The sequence below is a fragment of the Ferribacterium limneticum genome (assembly GCF_020510565.1).
GTDB lineage: Bacteria > Pseudomonadota > Gammaproteobacteria > Burkholderiales > Rhodocyclaceae > Azonexus > Azonexus limneticus_B.
Window position 1 is genome coordinate 2,006,048 of the sequence record NZ_CP075189.1, and the last position, 14,750, is coordinate 2,020,797.

The window sequence follows — 14,750 nt, forward strand, 5'->3', positions numbered from 1 at the left end:
TCACTCCTTTGTGTTGGTGTTGTCGGTGTCGCGACGCGATTGGTGCTTGGACCGTGTGGCGTTGCCTGAGGTATCGATGACGACCATCCGGCATTCACGACCATCGGCATCGGGAACCGCCTCGATCCGGATGTTGGTTGCCGGGCGGTGGACATTGGCGGCAAGCACGGATTCGCTGCGCAGCTTCTTTCTCGAGTGGAGAACGTCGTCGACAAAGCGATTGAATGCCTCGGCATGGTTGGGCTCAAGGAAAGCGGCAAAGCGATGCCGGCCTTTCTGGGAACCCTTGGTGCCGAGCAGCATGGCGCCGGCCAGATTCATGTCGATGATGACACCGAGCGGATCCAGGGTTAGATAGCCGACCGGCGCGAAGTCATAGATGTCGGCATAACGTTCGCGCAAGTCGTCTGCTTCTTCATAGGCGTGGCGGAGCTCTTCGTTGCTCATTTCAAGTTCGATCTGATGCACTTGCAGTTCGTGCACCAGCTGGGCGTTGTCCCAGGCTGTTTTCGGCTCCGGATGCGGTGATTGCTGCAAGCGGGCTTCGGCACGATGGCGTACGCTGGCCGGATTTGGGCGAGGGCGGCCGGGGCCCCGGGCATCGGATTGCAGGCGGAATATCCGGTCATATTCGCTTTTGACGGCGGCGTAGCATTCGCATGACCGGGCTTCCAGGCCGGGGCGGTCGAGGACGGTGATATGGCCGCGGCTGTACTCGATCAGGCCTGCAGCCTGGAGCTTTCCGGCGGCTTCGGTGATTGCTTCACGGCGCACGCCGAGCATGTTGGCGATGAGTTCCTGCGTCATGTTGAGCTGATTGCCGGGTAGCAGGTCGAGGCTGACCAGCAGCCAGCGGCACAACTGCTGTTCGACGGCGTGGAATCGGTTGCAGACGATGCTCTGCGCCATCTGGGTCATGAGTGCCTGGGTGTAGCGCAGGGCAAGGTGCTGCAATTCGCCGCCCTGATCGAGTTCCCAGCGGACGACTTCGACCTTGAGTCGGTAGGCGGCGCCGGTGCTCTGTACAACCACCCGGTGCGTGGTTGTATCGCCGCCCAGAACGAGCGGAATGCCGACCAGTCCATCGTTGCCGGTAATGGCCAGTTCTGCCGTGCCGCCTTTTTGGGTGGTGAAGATCAGGGAAACGATGCAGGTGATCGGGAAGTAGATGTAGCCAAGCGTATCGCCTGACTCATAGAGAACCTGGCCTAGTTCCAGATGGACGAGTTCAAGGTCATCCTGCAGACGAGAGTAGTCATTGGTGGCCAGTGAGCCAAGAATGCGGTTCTGTTTCGGGCTGAATAGCAATTCGGATGGCATCGCGCCTCCATTATTTTATCCGCTCGGTACTTCTCGGAAATTTGATGACACATCCTGCTGGTGTCGATCGGTGTCAGGGTTTTCTTACTTTCTCTAATTCAGGACAGGCTGCCTTTGGCGCCAGTCATTTATGTAATCCCCAACCAATTTGCATGATACAGAACAAAGCTGAAACGATATGTGGCCTCGCCAACATACAGACAGTTGATTTCTGACTAATTTCAATAATTCCCAATTGACTAAAAAGGAGAGTGACCATGGGTAAGGAAAAACACGGAACGAAGGAAGGCAAGAAGCCGGCTGTCTTGACCCTCAAGGAAAAGAAGTTGGCCAAGCAAGTCAAGAAACAGGAGAAGGCGGCGCCTCATCCGCTAATTCCTCGCTGAGTTTGTGCTTGGCTGTGGAATAAATCCTGATCCGGACATTGGCGATCGGATACAGGGGCGGGAATGCAGGGTCTTCCGATCGCTGTCGAACCGGTGTTTCATGCGCTAAAGCATTGACCCGGCGGGCTGAATCAGGAGACATATCCCCTTTTTGCTGGCTAGTTTGAGCCACTTGTTTTCGATTTTGCCGTGCGAATTGCTGTGTCAGAGTGTTCCGTCGCCGATACCGTCAGGAATGGCGGTATTTCATTGGATAGATATAGACGACGAGACGACGTGGGGTGAATATACAAATGAAAAGCCCCGCCGGATCGGGGCTTTGGTACTTCATTACAGATCATGAAGTCTATATTTGGTGCTCTGCAATCAGGTCTCGTCCGAGGTATCAATGTCAGGGTCACCTGTTGGTGGACATGATCTGGCGCGTCGGGCGAGCTTTCCACAATAGGCATTCGATGCGCGCTGGCGCTCATGACCGGCTAGCCTGGCAACGGCTCGGCGAGCCGCAGCTTCGACCTCTGGCGCAAGGATGCCACCACCACGTACGGGCGGCTGCTGTCCTGAACACGCAACAAACTCGTCGATCAGCGCTTCGTGTCGAAGACCATGCGCGGTAATACCCAACTCGCGCGCTGTGATGCCAAATTTATCCAGCACATAGTCGAAGCGACGCAGATTCCTCTTGAGGTCGTTGGCCGGGTCGCCCATGTGCGCTTCCGTTCCCCACACTACCGATTGCGCGTACTCGATGGCGGCCACCCGTTGCGGCGTGCTCAGCGGCACAAATCGCTGGCGGCCATTTTTGGCCCCCTGCCTGATCCAGACATACCGATCTGCTAGCTTCTCACTCTCCGCCAGACCTGTAGACTCGAAGGGCACAATGCACTCATTCGGTCGTAGCATTACCGATTCCTTGCGCCGCAGACCGAACGCCCGGATCAGTCGCAGTGACGCACCGACATATGGGTCGTATACGCAGACCTTGTCGATCAACGCCTCGACATCCACGCCTTGTGCCGACCAGCTCTTGTCTCGCTCGGCCGCCTCGTGGCGCTGGTACTCATCGATTTCCAGTCCGTAGTGCGCCGGGCTACGCACGAAGCCGTTCTTGCCCAGCCACTTGGCCAGACCACGCAAGAAACTGAGATAGGTCTGAATGGTGGCCGGCTTCAGTTTGTCCTCTCGCCATATCTGCACCATGGCCTGAATATGTTTCTGGCCGAGATTGCGCGGATCAGGCAAGGTCTTGAAGCCCGCCCGTCTCTGCAGGTCGCGGAAAAACCGCCGCAGGAAGTCGGCACGCTCCTGGCGGGTCTTGTGCGACACGGTCTTCATCCGGGCGGTATGCCGCTCGTTGAACAGCTTGAGCAGCACCTCCAGCACGTTCATCGGGGCAGCGTGGCCCGGCCGGTAGCGAGCCAGAATATCCGGCGCATTCAGGCCCGACCAGTCGCGTGGGTTCTGAGCTTTATGGGTCGCCCGGCCTGCAGAATGTGGTCGGTGAGGGAGAGACGAATCGGCGGCGAGATGAGACATGGCTTTCTCCAGGAGAAGGCGCGCACTGCCCGAATAGCGCGCAAGGGATGTAGTTGGAATCGGTGGTTATGCTTGGCGGGGTGGATTCCGTCGCCCGGCCAAGCAGTGGTCAGAAGATTCAGTGCAGCACGCGACCCAGCGTTGCTGCACCTACCCAGGGTTGTGTCGGCCCTTGCGAAAGGCTCGCTACGGGCTGACTCGGTCATCCTTAAAAATGAAACGAGTTGATCCGGCCCGTGCGCGGGTTTCCGCGCTACACGGGGGTTTTGATGCCACTGGCCTCAAGGGCCAAGGCGGTACCGGCAGACAGGTCGAGCCTGCTGCCTGCGAGGGATCAGTTCTCTACTTCGTAGCGCCATCCACCTGCATGGGCCCACCCCTCACCGAGAGTCCGGGGTGGTGTCAGGTCATCGAGCGGAATGGCCCGCGGCGGAGCCCATCAGGGGCAAGCACGACCGCAGGCCTCGCCATTCACGGAGGAAGGGCAGGTGCTCGAAGGAATGGCGGGAACAGGTGCACCGGCATCTGGTGCCAGGCACGACATCAGCTCTGGTTGCGACACGCTTCGGGAGCGTCCGACGAAAATCGTCGGCAGGTCGCAGACATTGGCTCTACGAATGATTTCTACAAGGCCGCCAGCTCAGGGGCGGCGACCAGTCCGATTCGAGGATCGGAACTTCAGAGGCAGGTAACGACTGCAACGCCTTTCGCTCCACATGGAGCCGGCCATCAGGAGGGCCGTCGGGAGTCGTCAGTTGACACCCGTCATTCCGCACCGTCAAGGCGCCGGCAACGCAACAGCCGTGTTTTTCAGGGCATTTCGGGTGGTGTTGTATCAGCGCTTGATGCGGCTCCATTTGCTGCTAGACGCTGACGGGCAAGCTGTATCAGGGATTGACGGGAATAATCATGGCCTCTGGTACGGATTGTGGGTATCACGAGGTCATAAGTCACAGTTAAGTGCCCCTTCGGCGGGCGGATAGAGCGTGAATGTGGTCTTGCCACAGAGATAGAGCCAGGCGGACTGAGCTGCATGACTGAGCAATACCCACACTGCAGTCTCGATACACCGTTACCGGGTGTCACTATGCTGGCATTGGATTCGCCGACCATTGCTGCGAATGAGGGTTGATTTCAAGGGTGCGCATGCGACGTTGAGCGGACACACAAGGAGTCACGCATGGAAAAACTCTATTCAGTCAGTGGCCAACTGGTCGAGGTTCAACGCTATATCAACGTACCAATGCGTTGGTGCGAGCAATACCCGGCGCGCGAAAGGCGCGAACTCTGGTTGTCGACGACCAGCGGCAACGACATCAAGCTCGTCGTCCACACCCGCCAGATGCCGGCACGACGCGGTCATCAGGTGACGGTTCTGCTTCTCGGCGAAAGGCCGGTCGGACTTTACAACGCATCCACGGGGAAGCAGGCAAACTTTATTCGAGCCGATCCACCACTACTTTGGCGACGCTGCGATGCAGTGCTTGTAGCGGGGCTGTTGGTTGCCAGTGTCGTTGCGTTCACATTGACGGCGTGGCCTGCCTTGCTGATCAGCTTGCCGCTCACGTTGTTGTACCCGCCGCTGGTGGTGACGGTGCGCTTTGCCCAGCGCTGCCTTATACGTTCTCAGGTCGACCGTGCACTGGAAATCGTGAAAGGCAGCGAGGCCGCGCAATCGGTATTGCGCCGGGTGAAATAGCGTGACCCGGAAATCCGCATACAGCACTCAGTAAATTTATTTGGGGTGCTTTGCACTCATCCGCTGGGCGTTCTTTTAGTCTGTAGTTACTTTGCAGACTAGAACGGAACAGGTTCTCACCAGTTATCTCTGGCCTGGCAATGTCCGTGAACTCAAGCACGCCGTCGAACCGGCTTGCATCCTCTCCTCTGAGCTATTTTTCGGGGCATAAGCATTTTTTGGTGTTAGTCCGGAATGTGGTGAATCGGCGGGGAAGATTTCTCCATCGTGAGCCCACTACCATATGGCTTGCGAGCGTGACTATTTTCAGGTTGCGCTGGATAAACATGACTGGCACATGACGCAGACAGCGGAAGCTCTTGGCATTTTCAGAAAGATGCTCAGGGAGAAGTTGCGAAGGATGGAGATTCAGGCCGATGAGGCGTAACAATAAGCTAAACATCCTCATAAGCTAAACATCCTCTGTTGATAGAGCAGTTCTTGCGAAGCTCGAACGCCCACCAAACCAAATGTCGAACTCAATACATGGCCAGAATCTGGATTACGCTGCTTCTCCACGTAACTGGATAACTGCGGCACCTGCTTTCAGTTTGTCCAGATAATCTCCCCACTCCTGCATCATCGCTTTTCTTTCGAACAAATACTCGGCGCGGTTATAGGCAGCACGTACCTGATTACGCTCGGCGTGGGCGAGCTGTCGTTCAATCACGTCGTGTCGATAGCCTTGTTCGTTGAGGATGGTCGAGGCAATAGAGCGGAAACCGTGGCCGGTCATACGCCCTTTGAAGCCCAGTCGGGCAAGGGCATAGGTGACGGTATTCTCAGAGATTGGGCGATTCCTGTTTGTGCTCGAAGGGAAGAGCAGGCGGTTGCCACCGGTCAGTGCCTGCAATTCCTTGAGGTGGGCGAGCATCTGTGTGCTTAGGGGAACCAGATGGGCCTCGCGCATTTTCATGACTTCGGCAGGAATGCGCCACAGCGCCGTATCGAAATCGAACTGTGACCATTCAGCAAAGCGGACCTCCTTGGTCCGCTGGAAGGTACCGGCCAGCAATTGCATCGCTATTTTGGTAGTGACCTCCCCGCGGTATTCATCAATGCTTCGCAGCAAATCGGCGAAGTCCTTCGGATCTGTCAGTGCAGCATAGTGCTCTGTCTTTACCGTTGAGAGCGCGCCCCGGAGGCTTGGAGTGGGGTCTGCCGACAATAGACCTGTGGCAATGGCATAGCGAAAGACTGCGCCGCAATGTTGCTGAATACGATGGGCCATGTCGACCGTGCCGCGTTTCTCAATCACCCGCAGCATCGTCAGTAGTTGGGGGGCGGTGATCTCTGTGATCGGCTTGTTGCCCAAGGATGGAAGGGCGTGATGCTCAAGGCAGGCCCGGGTCTTGGTGGCGTAGCCGGCAGTCCACTCCTTCCCCTTGGTCTTCATCCAGTCGCGTGCAACCGCCTCGAAAGTGTTTTCTTGGGACACCTTGCGTTCGTGTTTGTCTTGTTTGCGCTGGGCCGCCGGGTCGATGTCCTGCGCCAATAGCTTGCGGGCTGCATCGCGCTTCTCCCTCGCAAGGGCAAGGCCAGTGTCAGGGTAGGAGCCAAGGGCCAGGGTTTTTCGCTTGCTGTCGAACCGATAATCCAGGCGCCAAAGTTTTGCCCCGCCGGGCTGAATCAGGAGGTACATTCCCTTTTCATCGGCTAGTTTGCGCGGCTTTTCTGCCGGTTTTGCTGTGCGAATTGCAGTATCAGAAAGCGCCATGATGCCCTCCAAATGGTGTATTTCGGGGCTGTTTTTGCTATGTATACCGTCAACGTCTGAGTATACCGTCACCGATACCGTCACCAATGACGGTATTTCATGGGATGAATATAGACGGCGCGGGGCGAATGTACAAATGAAAAGCCCCGCCAGAGCGGGGCTTTGGTACTTCATGATCTGTCATGAAGTAGGTGTTTGGTGCGTCCTGACGGGCTCGAACCGCCGACATTCTGCGTGTAAGGCAGACGCTCTACCAACTGAGCTAAGAACGCTGGGGCGCGCATTATAACGAATAAAGTATTTTGCGTCAGCGTTCTGAATGATGGCGATTGTTTTACGGCAAATCTTCGTGGTCGTTCAGGCTGTTATTGTGTTTGAGCCAGTCGTTCTGATCTCTTCATCAAGCGAGAGAAAAACGTTGATTGTTGGTAATCTACGAGCCGATGCCTGCAAATTCTCCTGTTCAATTTACCTTGCCCGCCCTGGCCGGCTTGAAGCTCTCCGAATTGATTTCGGCGCTCAGTCATGCGCTCGACATTACCGAAGGGCAGCCGGAAGGCCATTGCGTGCGTTGTTGCTGGATCGGCATGCACATCGGCCGCCGTCTCGGGCTCGGCGACGACGATCTGTGGATTCTCTACTACACCTTGCTGCTCAAGGATCTGGGCTGCAGCAGCAACGCGGCGCGCATTTGCGAGCTGTACCTGACCGACGACCTGAGCTTCAAACGCGATTTCAAGAGGGTCGGCGACAGCCTGCCCAGGGTGCTCCAGTTCGTGCTCAGCCATACCGGACTGAGGGCGCCGCTGGCCGAGCGTTTCCGCAGCGTCATGACGATCATGCGCGATGGCGAACAGATCGCCACCGAGTTGATCGCCACGCGCTGCCAGCGGGGTGCCGAAATCGCCCGCCTGCTGCGTTTTCCTGAGAGCGTGTCGGCTGGCATCTACAGCCTGGACGAGCATTTCAACGGTCAGGGCAAGCCGCATGGGCTGGCTGGAGAAGCGATTCCGCTCTATTCGCGCATTGCGCTGCTGGCTCAGGTGATTGACGTTTTTCATACCTCGGGCGGCCCGCAGGCGGCTTTCGACGAGGTTCGCCAGCGCGTCGGTGGCTGGTTCGATCCCGCTCTGGTTCAGGCATTCGAGCAACTGGCAGGCGACGACGCTTTCTGGAAAACACTGGCTTCGCCCGAGGTCATGACGGCGGTGCTGGCGCTCGAGCCGGCCGGGCATGTCGTGGCGCTCGACGACGATTATCTCGACGACATTGCCGCCGCTTTCGGCCAGGTTGTCGACTCGAAGAGCCCCTACACCAGCGGGCATAGCACGCGGGTTGCGCTCTATGCCGACCTGATCGCCGAAACGCTCGGTCTGGCGGCGGACCGTCGGCGCTGGCTTAAGCGCGGCGCACTGCTTCACGATGTCGGCAAGCTCGGCGTCAGCAACAGTGTGCTCGACAAGCCCGGCAAGCTCGATGACGAGGAGTGGGAGGCGGTCAAGGCGCACGCCATGTACACCGAAACGATCCTCTCGCGCATCGATGCCTTTACCGAACTGGCGCAGGTGTCGGCCGCCCATCACGAGCGCTTCGACGGCAAGGGCTATCCGCGCGGCGTAATGGCGAAAGATATCTGCCTCGAAACGCGGATCATCACGACGGCCGATATTTTCGATGCGATCACCGCCGAACGCCCGTATCGCGGCGCTGTGCCGATTCCCAAGACACTCGAAATCATGGCCGAGAATGTCGGCACGGCCATCGACGCGAAATGTTTTGACGCGCTGAAACAGGCACTTGCCCGCCTGCCGTCCTGAGAGCCTGTAAAATACGCCCTTTGTTCGCCGGCCAGTCCGGATAAGGTTTCCATCGCATGACTATTCAGCAAAAAGTGCCGACCGTCGGCTTCGTTTCCCTCGGCTGTCCGAAGGCTTCTTCGGATGCCGAGCGCATCCTGACCAAGCTGCGCGCCGAAGGCTACGAGATTTCACCGAGCTACGATAATTCCGATCTCGTCATCGTCAATACCTGCGGCTTCATCGATGCCGCGGTGGAAGAGTCGCTCGATGCCATCGGCGAGGCCCTTAACGAGAACGGCAAGGTCATCGTCACCGGCTGCCTCGGCGCCAAGGGCGACATCGTGCAATCGACGCATCCGGCAGTGCTCGCCGTGACCGGCCCGCACGCGGCCGACGAAGTCATGAGCTACGTTCATGCCCATCTGCCGAAACCGCACGACCCGTATTCCGACCTCGTGCCGCCACAGGGCGTTCGCCTGACGCCGGATCACTTCGCTTACCTGAAAATTTCCGAAGGCTGCAACCATAGCTGTACCTTCTGCATCATCCCGTCGCTGCGCGGCCCGTTGGTTTCGCGGCCGGTTGGCGATGTGTTGGCCGAGGCTGAAAACCTGGCCCGGGCTGGCGTGAAGGAAATTCTCGTCATTTCGCAGGATACGTCCGCCTACGGCGTCGACCTCAAATACCGCACGGCTTTCTGGGGCGGCAAGCCGGTCAAGTCGCGGTTGAAAGAGTTGTGCGAGGCGCTTGCCAGCTTCGGTATCTGGGTCCGCCTGCACTACGTTTACCCGTATCCGTCGGTCGATGACGTCATCCCGCTCATGGCCGAAGGCAAGATCCTGCCTTACCTCGATGTGCCTTTCCAGCACGCCAGCCCGACCATTCTCAAGGCGATGAAGCGGCCGGCCTCGGCCGAAAATACGCTCGAACGCATCGCCAAGTGGCGCGAAATCTGCCCGGAAATCGTCATTCGCTCGACCTTCATCACCGGCTTCCCGGGCGAAACGGACGAGGATTTCGATCAGCTGATCCAGTTCCTGGAAGACGCCAAGCTCGATCGTGTCGGCGCCTTTGCCTACTCGCCGGTCGAAGGCGCCAAGGCCAACGAACTGGCAGGCCTGCCGCCGGAAGATGTGCGCGAAGACCGTAGACGCTGGCTCATGCAGGTTCAGGAAGACATTTCCGCCGCCAAGCTCGAAGCCAAGATCGATACGGTCATTCAGGTGCTGGTCGATGCCGTCGATGAGGAAGGCACGATTGCCCGCTCCAAGGCCGATGCCCCGGAAATCGATGGCGTGGTTTACATCGACGGTCATTTCGATGCCGAGCCGGGTGACTTCCTGATGGTCAAGGTTATCGACGCCGATCACCACGACCTCTACGCCCAGCCGGTCGGGCCGGGCTGATCTGTCGTGGCCCGGCCGCGTCTCGGCATCGCCCTTGGTTCCGGCTCGGCGCGCGGCTGGGCGCATATCGGCGTGTTGCGCGCCCTGCAGGACGCCGGCATCGAGCCTGATGTCGTCTGCGGCACTTCGATCGGCGCCTTCGTCGGCGCCGCCTACGCCTCCGGCGATCTCGACAAGCTTGAGGCCTGGGCCGGCGGACTGAGCCGGAGCGACGTACTCGGCTTCTTCGATGTCAGCCTGACCGGCGGGCTGATCAAGGGGGCAAAGCTGCTCGATTTTGCCTCGACCTCCTTCCTTGATAACACTTTCGCCGATCTCGACCGGCCCTTCGCCTGCGTTGCCACCGATTTGGCGACGGGGCGCGAAATCTGGTTGCGCGAGGGCTCGGTGACCGATGCGGTACGTGCTTCAATCGCACTGCCCGGCCTGTTTTCGCCGCAATTGCTCGACGGGCGTTTCCTGGTTGATGGTGGCCTGGTCAATCCGGTGCCGGTTTCGCTGTGCCGGGTGCTCGACGCCGAAGTGGTGATCGCCGTCGATCTTGGCATGGACATCCTGACCACGCTGCAGCGGCGCAACGGCAAGCCGGTCATGGCCAGCGGGGGCTGGCGCAATGCCGTCGGTCGCTGGTTTGGTGGTGGTGAGGAGAGGCCGGTTCAGCCTTCGCTCGCCGACGTGGTGAGCAACAGCATTGCCATCATGCAGGGCCGCATCTCGCGTTCGCGCCTGGCTGGCGAGCCGGCCGACGTGCTGATCACGCCGCGCCTCGGGCAGCTCAACCTGCTCGACTACCATCGTGCCGGCGAAGCCATTGCTGCCGGGCGCAAGGCCACTGAACACATGCTGCCGCTCCTGCATTCGCTGCTCGATTGAAAACGCCATGCGTGATTCCCTGATCGATCAACTCGCCGCTCTCGTCGGCCCGGCCCAGGTACTGACCGAGCCGGCCGACATTGCACCCTTCGTCACCGACTGGCGTGGCCGTTACCGTGGTGCGGCGCGATGCGTCGTCCGCCCCGGCAATACTGCCGAGGTGGCGGCGGTCGTCAAGGCCTGCGTCGCAGCCGGCGTGGCCATCGTGCCGCAGGGCGGCAACACCAGCCTGTGCGGCGCGGCAACGCCGGACGACTCGGGTGGGGCGGTGGTTGTCAGTTTGAGCCGCCTGAACCGCATTCTCACGGTCGACCGGAAAAACAGCACGATTTCAGTAGAAGCCGGCTGCACGCTGGCCGCCGTCCAGGAGGCCGCACGCGCTGCCGACCGGCTCTTTCCGTTGGCCCTGGCGTCGGAAGGGACGTGCCAGATCGGCGGCAACCTGTCGACCAACGCTGGCGGCGTCCAGGTCCTGCGCTACGGCAATACCCGCGAACTGACGCTCGGCCTCGAAGTTGTTCTCGCCAACGGCGACATCTGGAACGGTATGCGCGGCCTGCGCAAGGACAACACCGGCTATGACCTCAAGCAGTTATTCATCGGCGCCGAGGGCACGCTGGGCATCATCACCGGCGCCGTGCTCAAGCTTTTTCCGCTGCCCAAAACGCAGGTCACCTGCTGGCTGAACGTCGCTTCACCGACTGCTGCGGTCGACCTGCTGAATTCGGCAAAAACCGCTTTCGACGCCCAACTGACGGCCTTCGAGCTGGTTTCGGAAACGGCGCTCGGGCTGGTTCTCAAGAACATCCCCGCTACCGTCCGGCCAAGTGCCGGCTCACCTTGGTACGTGCTGGCCGAGTTCTCCGAGGTCGATCTGGCCGCCGTCGAAGCCTGGCTGGACAGGTGTCTGGAGGCGGGCGAGGTCAGCGACGGCGTCGTCGCGCAATCGGAAACGCAGGCGAAAAAGCTGTGGGCGTTGCGCGAAAACATTTCCGAGGCGCAGAAAATCGAGGGCATCAGCATCAAGCACGACGTTTCGGTGCCGGTATCGGGTATCCCGGAGTTTCTGGCGACGGCTGATGCGGCGCTGGCCAGGGCCTTCCCCGGCATCCGCGTGGTTGCCTTCGGCCATGTTGGCGACGGCAACCTGCATTACAACCTGTCGAAGGCCGATGCCCACGACAACGAAGCCTTCCTCGCCAGCGAGCCCGAGGTGCATCGCCTCGTTCATGACACGGTGCACGCGTTGAACGGCTCGATTTCGGCCGAGCATGGCATCGGCCAGCTCAAGCGTGAGGAAATCCGGCGCTACAAGAGCGAGGTCGAGATCGCGCTCATGCGTTCGCTCAAGCAGGCGCTCGATCCGCGCGGCCTCATGAATCCCGGCAAGGTGCTCTGAGGCTGCCGGCTCAGACGTCCTTCAACCCGAAGGGAACGACGAAACTGAAGCGGCTGCCGATACCGACTTCGCTTTCTATCCTGAGTTTGCCACCCATCAATTCGACCAGCTTGCGGGCGATCGGCAGGCCGATGCCGGTGCCGCCATGGCGCCGGGTAGCCGATCCGTCCGCCTGAACGAAAAGGCCATCGAGTGCGGCGATTTTTTCGGCCGGGATGCCGGGGCCGGTGTCGCTGATGGCGAACTCGATATTGACCGTGCTTGTCGATTGCTCATGAATGCGGGCGGTCAGCGTGATGTGGCCGCGTTCCGTGAATTTGATCGCATTGTCGGCCAGTTGCGCGAATGCCTGCAGCAGCAGCGAGATGTCGCCCTTGACGACCTGCGGCAGGTTCTCGTCGAATTGTTCCAGCAAGTCCAGGCCTTTGGTCGTGCAGGCATTGAAGTAGTTGGCATGCAGGCTGGCGCCCAGATCGCTCAGGGCAAAAGGCGTCGGATTTGGCTTGATGTGCCCGGCCTCCAGCGCCGAAAGCTGAATCAGATCGTTGATCAGCAATAGCAAATCGCTGGCTGACTCGCGCAACGGGGTCAGCAGCTCACGCTGTGGCTCGGTCAGCGGCTCAAGGTCAAGCAGCTCCGACAAGCCCATGATGCCGTTCATCGGTGTACGCAATTCGTGGCTGATATTGGCCAGGAACTCGGTCTTGGCGCGGTCGGAGCGTTCGGCCAGTTCGCGGGCATGGTCGAGGTTGTCGAGCAGGCCATCTTTTTCATGCTCGAGCCGGAAGGTGTCGTGCAGCGTGCTGTGGAAGAAGTCGACGCTGCGCGTTACGGCCAGCAGGAACAGGAGCGACATGACGGTGAATGCGATGTGCAACGGGTCGCTGCCGAAGGCGCCGAAAGCCACGGCAAGGGCGACCGGCCACGCGTAGCTGCGGAAAATGAGCCGGTCGGCGGCCAGGATGGGCACGGCGCCGGCGATCATGCCGGACATGACGAAGCCGGCAAACAGTTGCAGCTGGGTATTGCCTTGCGACATGAGGAGCAGGGCGCCGCCGGCCCAGACGATGCCCGCCGCGGTTGCGCTCAGGCGGGCTCGCCGGTGCCACTTGAAGGCGTCGGCCGCCCTTTTTGCCGGGGTTTCTCGCCGGTAGATGATGGCCTGGTTGATCCGTATTCCGGCTATCACGATGGCCGCCAGCCACCAGCCATAAATGGTCGTATTGTCGATCAGAGACGTGGCAACCCAGGTCAGCATCGAGGCATTGATGAGCGAAACGATCTGCCCGAGCAGGACATTTCGATAGAGCAGTTCGACTCTTCGGCCGAGGACGAAGGGTTCCGTCAATGCAGTGCCTTGCCTTCGCTGATGGCGAACAGCGCGGCGACATCGTCGGCGCTGAAGTGATAGTCGCGGTTGCAGATGTCGTCCCGGATGACGATTTCACCGTGTTCGGCGAGGATAGCCTCGGCATCGGCATGGCCCAGGCTGCGGATCATGTCGGCGACCTTGTTGCGGTCTTCCGGGCAGTGGTAGGCCACCGGGCGCGGATCGTAGAGGCGGATGCCGTGTTCCGCCATGTCTTCGTGGAAGAGGCGGCCGAGCAGGCTTTCGGTGTCGAGTTCGAGCAACTCGGCCGGCTTGACCGTGGCGGCCAGCTGGGTGATGCGTTGCCAGCCATCCTGGTCGTGGTGGTCGGCTGCCGGCAGTTTCTGCAGGAACAGGCAGGCTGCGGCCTTGGGCGCGGCCGTGGCAAAGAGGCGCGACGGTTGTTGTTCGGATTGTTCAAGGTAATGCTCGAAAATCGTCGCAATGCTGTCGCCGACCATGGGTACGTAGCTTTGGTAGGGCTGGCGGGCTTCCGGCATGTCGAGGCTCATCATGAGCTGGCCGCCCTGATGGGCGCCGAGCAGTTCGGGTACCGGCGCCGGCAGCACCACCGGGTTGCTGCGCGCCATGCCGCGCATCTGCAATTGTTCGTTGCAATCCATGACCAGCAGCTGAATCGGGCCGTTGCCGCGCAATTGCAGGGTCAGGCGGCCGGGCTGCTTGAGCTGGCCGGCAATCAGGGCGGTGACGGCGGCTGTTTCACCGAGCAACTGGGCGACGGTCGGCTGGTAGTCGCGGCCGGCCTGCATTTGCTGCCAGGCGTCGCCGAGATAGACGACGGCACCGCGAATGTCGAGACCTTCGAAGATGAAGCGCTGGACGAAACTGTCGCTCATTTGAGCTGCTCCGCGTAGTTTTCCGGCGTGAAGCCGACGATGAGTTGTTTGCCGTTGTCGAGCACCGGTCGCTTGATCAGGCTCGGATACTGCGCCATCAATTTGAGGGCTTTTGGCTCGTCGACCGCAGAACGTTCGTCGTCGCTGAGCTTTCTCCACATCAGGCCGCGCGTGTTGAGCAGCTTTTCCCAACCGGCCCGGGCGTTCCAGTCCGGCAGATTCGCCTCGGCGACGCCGACCTTCTTGTAATCGATGAATTCATAGGCGACACCGTTGTCGGTCAGCCAGTTCATGGCCTTCTTCATGGTGTCGCAGTTCTTGATGCCAAAGACCTTGATCATGACGGCGGA

14 protein-coding genes and 1 tRNA gene are annotated in these 14,750 nt (G+C 59.9%); 8 read left to right on the forward strand and 7 right to left on the reverse strand.

The window, feature by feature from the left end; translation table 11 throughout:
* A complete protein-coding gene (locus KI610_RS09635) occupies positions 1-1,320 on the reverse strand; it encodes a helix-turn-helix domain-containing protein (RefSeq protein WP_226498428.1) in 1,320 nt (439 codons plus the stop codon).
* Positions 1,321-1,577: 257 nt separating this feature from the next.
* On the opposite strand from KI610_RS09635, the gene KI610_RS20030 reads away from it, so the two are divergent.
* Positions 1,578-1,706, forward strand: a complete 129-nt coding sequence (locus tag KI610_RS20030) for a hypothetical protein (protein WP_264179230.1) — start codon at positions 1,578-1,580, stop codon at positions 1,704-1,706.
* A 366-nt stretch (positions 1,707-2,072) separates the two neighbouring features.
* Here KI610_RS20030 and KI610_RS09640 read toward each other — a convergent pair whose 3' ends face one another.
* A complete protein-coding gene (locus KI610_RS09640; RefSeq protein ID WP_226498429.1) occupies positions 2,073-3,242 on the reverse strand; it encodes a phage integrase N-terminal domain-containing protein in 1,170 nt (389 codons plus the stop codon).
* Positions 3,243-4,422: 1,180 nt separating this feature from the next.
* On the opposite strand from KI610_RS09640, the gene KI610_RS09645 reads away from it, so the two are divergent.
* The 3 genes from KI610_RS09645 (at position 4,423) to KI610_RS20135 (ending at position 5,368) form a co-directional block, all read left to right on the forward strand.
* Positions 4,423-4,941 carry a hypothetical protein gene (locus KI610_RS09645; protein ID WP_226498430.1) on the forward strand — a complete coding sequence of 173 codons (519 nt, stop codon included), beginning with the start codon at positions 4,423-4,425 and terminating at the stop codon, positions 4,939-4,941.
* Positions 4,942-5,032: 91 nt separating this feature from the next.
* The gene (locus tag KI610_RS20195; RefSeq protein ID WP_449757744.1) at positions 5,033-5,152 is read left to right on the forward strand and encodes a hypothetical protein; all 120 of its coding nucleotides are present in this window, start codon (positions 5,033-5,035) and stop codon (positions 5,150-5,152) included.
* A 126-nt stretch (positions 5,153-5,278) separates the two neighbouring features.
* Positions 5,279-5,368 carry a hypothetical protein gene (locus tag KI610_RS20135; protein WP_404827505.1) on the forward strand — a complete coding sequence of 30 codons (90 nt, stop codon included), beginning with the start codon at positions 5,279-5,281 and terminating at the stop codon, positions 5,366-5,368.
* 114 nt (positions 5,369-5,482) lie between these two features.
* On the opposite strand, the gene KI610_RS09655 is transcribed toward KI610_RS20135, so the two are convergent.
* Both KI610_RS09655 and KI610_RS09660 read right to left on the reverse strand, forming a co-directional pair.
* On the reverse strand, positions 5,483-6,697 hold the full coding sequence (locus KI610_RS09655) for a tyrosine-type recombinase/integrase (RefSeq protein ID WP_226498432.1): 1,215 nt from the start codon (positions 6,695-6,697) through the stop codon (positions 5,483-5,485).
* Positions 6,698-6,893: 196 nt separating this feature from the next.
* Positions 6,894-6,969 (reverse strand) — tRNA-Val (locus tag KI610_RS09660).
* A gap of 171 nt (positions 6,970-7,140) precedes the next feature.
* Here KI610_RS09660 and KI610_RS09665 point away from each other — a divergent pair.
* Genes KI610_RS09665 through KI610_RS09680 form a run of 4 tightly spaced genes read left to right on the forward strand, consistent with a single transcriptional unit; the run spans position 7,141 to position 12,174 of the window.
* A complete protein-coding gene (locus KI610_RS09665) occupies positions 7,141-8,514 on the forward strand; it encodes an HD-GYP domain-containing protein (protein WP_226498433.1) in 1,374 nt (457 codons plus the stop codon).
* Positions 8,515-8,570: 56 nt separating this feature from the next.
* Positions 8,571-9,902: a 30S ribosomal protein S12 methylthiotransferase RimO gene (gene rimO / locus KI610_RS09670; RefSeq protein ID WP_226498434.1), complete on the forward strand. Its 1,332-nt coding sequence runs from the start codon at positions 8,571-8,573 to the stop codon at positions 9,900-9,902.
* Positions 9,903-9,908: 6 nt separating this feature from the next.
* Positions 9,909-10,775 (forward strand): patatin-like phospholipase family protein, encoded by an 867-nt coding sequence (locus tag KI610_RS09675; RefSeq protein WP_226498435.1) that lies wholly within the window; start codon positions 9,909-9,911, stop codon positions 10,773-10,775.
* Positions 10,776-10,782: 7 nt separating this feature from the next.
* Positions 10,783-12,174, forward strand: a complete 1,392-nt coding sequence (locus tag KI610_RS09680) for an FAD-binding oxidoreductase (RefSeq protein ID WP_226498436.1) — start codon at positions 10,783-10,785, stop codon at positions 12,172-12,174.
* A gap of 10 nt (positions 12,175-12,184) precedes the next feature.
* On the opposite strand, the gene KI610_RS09685 is transcribed toward KI610_RS09680, so the two are convergent.
* From KI610_RS09685 to KI610_RS09695, 3 genes are read right to left on the reverse strand one after another with little or no spacing between them, the layout of a single operon-like run.
* Entirely contained in the window at positions 12,185-13,522 is a 1,338-nt protein-coding gene (locus KI610_RS09685; protein ID WP_226498437.1) for a sensor histidine kinase, read from the reverse strand.
* On the reverse strand, positions 13,519-14,400 hold the full coding sequence (gene hslO / locus KI610_RS09690) for an Hsp33 family molecular chaperone HslO (protein ID WP_226498438.1): 882 nt from the start codon (positions 14,398-14,400) through the stop codon (positions 13,519-13,521). Before hslO ends, KI610_RS09685 begins: the two co-directional genes overlap by 4 nt.
* The gene (locus KI610_RS09695; RefSeq protein ID WP_226498439.1) at positions 14,397-14,741 is read right to left on the reverse strand and encodes an arsenate reductase; all 345 of its coding nucleotides are present in this window, start codon (positions 14,739-14,741) and stop codon (positions 14,397-14,399) included. Before KI610_RS09695 ends, hslO begins: the two co-directional genes overlap by 4 nt.
* Between the last annotated feature and the right edge of the window lie 9 nt (positions 14,742-14,750).

What these genes read in the sequence shown, in the direction of transcription:
- KI610_RS09635 (WP_226498428.1), bottom strand. Translation starts at nt 1,320, where the DNA reads ATGCCATCCGAATTGCTATTCAGCCCGAAACAGAACCGCATTCTTGGC.
- KI610_RS20030 (WP_264179230.1), top strand. Translation starts at nt 1,578, where the DNA reads ATGGGTAAGGAAAAACACGGAACGAAGGAAGGCAAGAAGCCGGCTGTC.
- KI610_RS09640 (WP_226498429.1), bottom strand. Translation starts at nt 3,242, where the DNA reads ATGTCTCATCTCGCCGCCGATTCGTCTCTCCCTCACCGACCACATTCT.
- KI610_RS09645 (WP_226498430.1), top strand. Translation starts at nt 4,423, where the DNA reads ATGGAAAAACTCTATTCAGTCAGTGGCCAACTGGTCGAGGTTCAACGC.
- KI610_RS20135 (WP_404827505.1), top strand. Translation starts at nt 5,279, where the DNA reads ATGACGCAGACAGCGGAAGCTCTTGGCATTTTCAGAAAGATGCTCAGG.
- KI610_RS09655 (WP_226498432.1), bottom strand. Translation starts at nt 6,697, where the DNA reads ATGGCGCTTTCTGATACTGCAATTCGCACAGCAAAACCGGCAGAAAAG.
- KI610_RS09665 (WP_226498433.1), top strand. Translation starts at nt 7,141, where the DNA reads ATGCCTGCAAATTCTCCTGTTCAATTTACCTTGCCCGCCCTGGCCGGC.
- rimO (WP_226498434.1), top strand. Translation starts at nt 8,571, where the DNA reads ATGACTATTCAGCAAAAAGTGCCGACCGTCGGCTTCGTTTCCCTCGGC.
- KI610_RS09680 (WP_226498436.1), top strand. Translation starts at nt 10,783, where the DNA reads ATGCGTGATTCCCTGATCGATCAACTCGCCGCTCTCGTCGGCCCGGCC.
- hslO (WP_226498438.1), bottom strand. Translation starts at nt 14,400, where the DNA reads ATGAGCGACAGTTTCGTCCAGCGCTTCATCTTCGAAGGTCTCGACATT.
- KI610_RS09695 (WP_226498439.1), bottom strand. Translation starts at nt 14,741, where the DNA reads ATGATCAAGGTCTTTGGCATCAAGAACTGCGACACCATGAAGAAGGCC.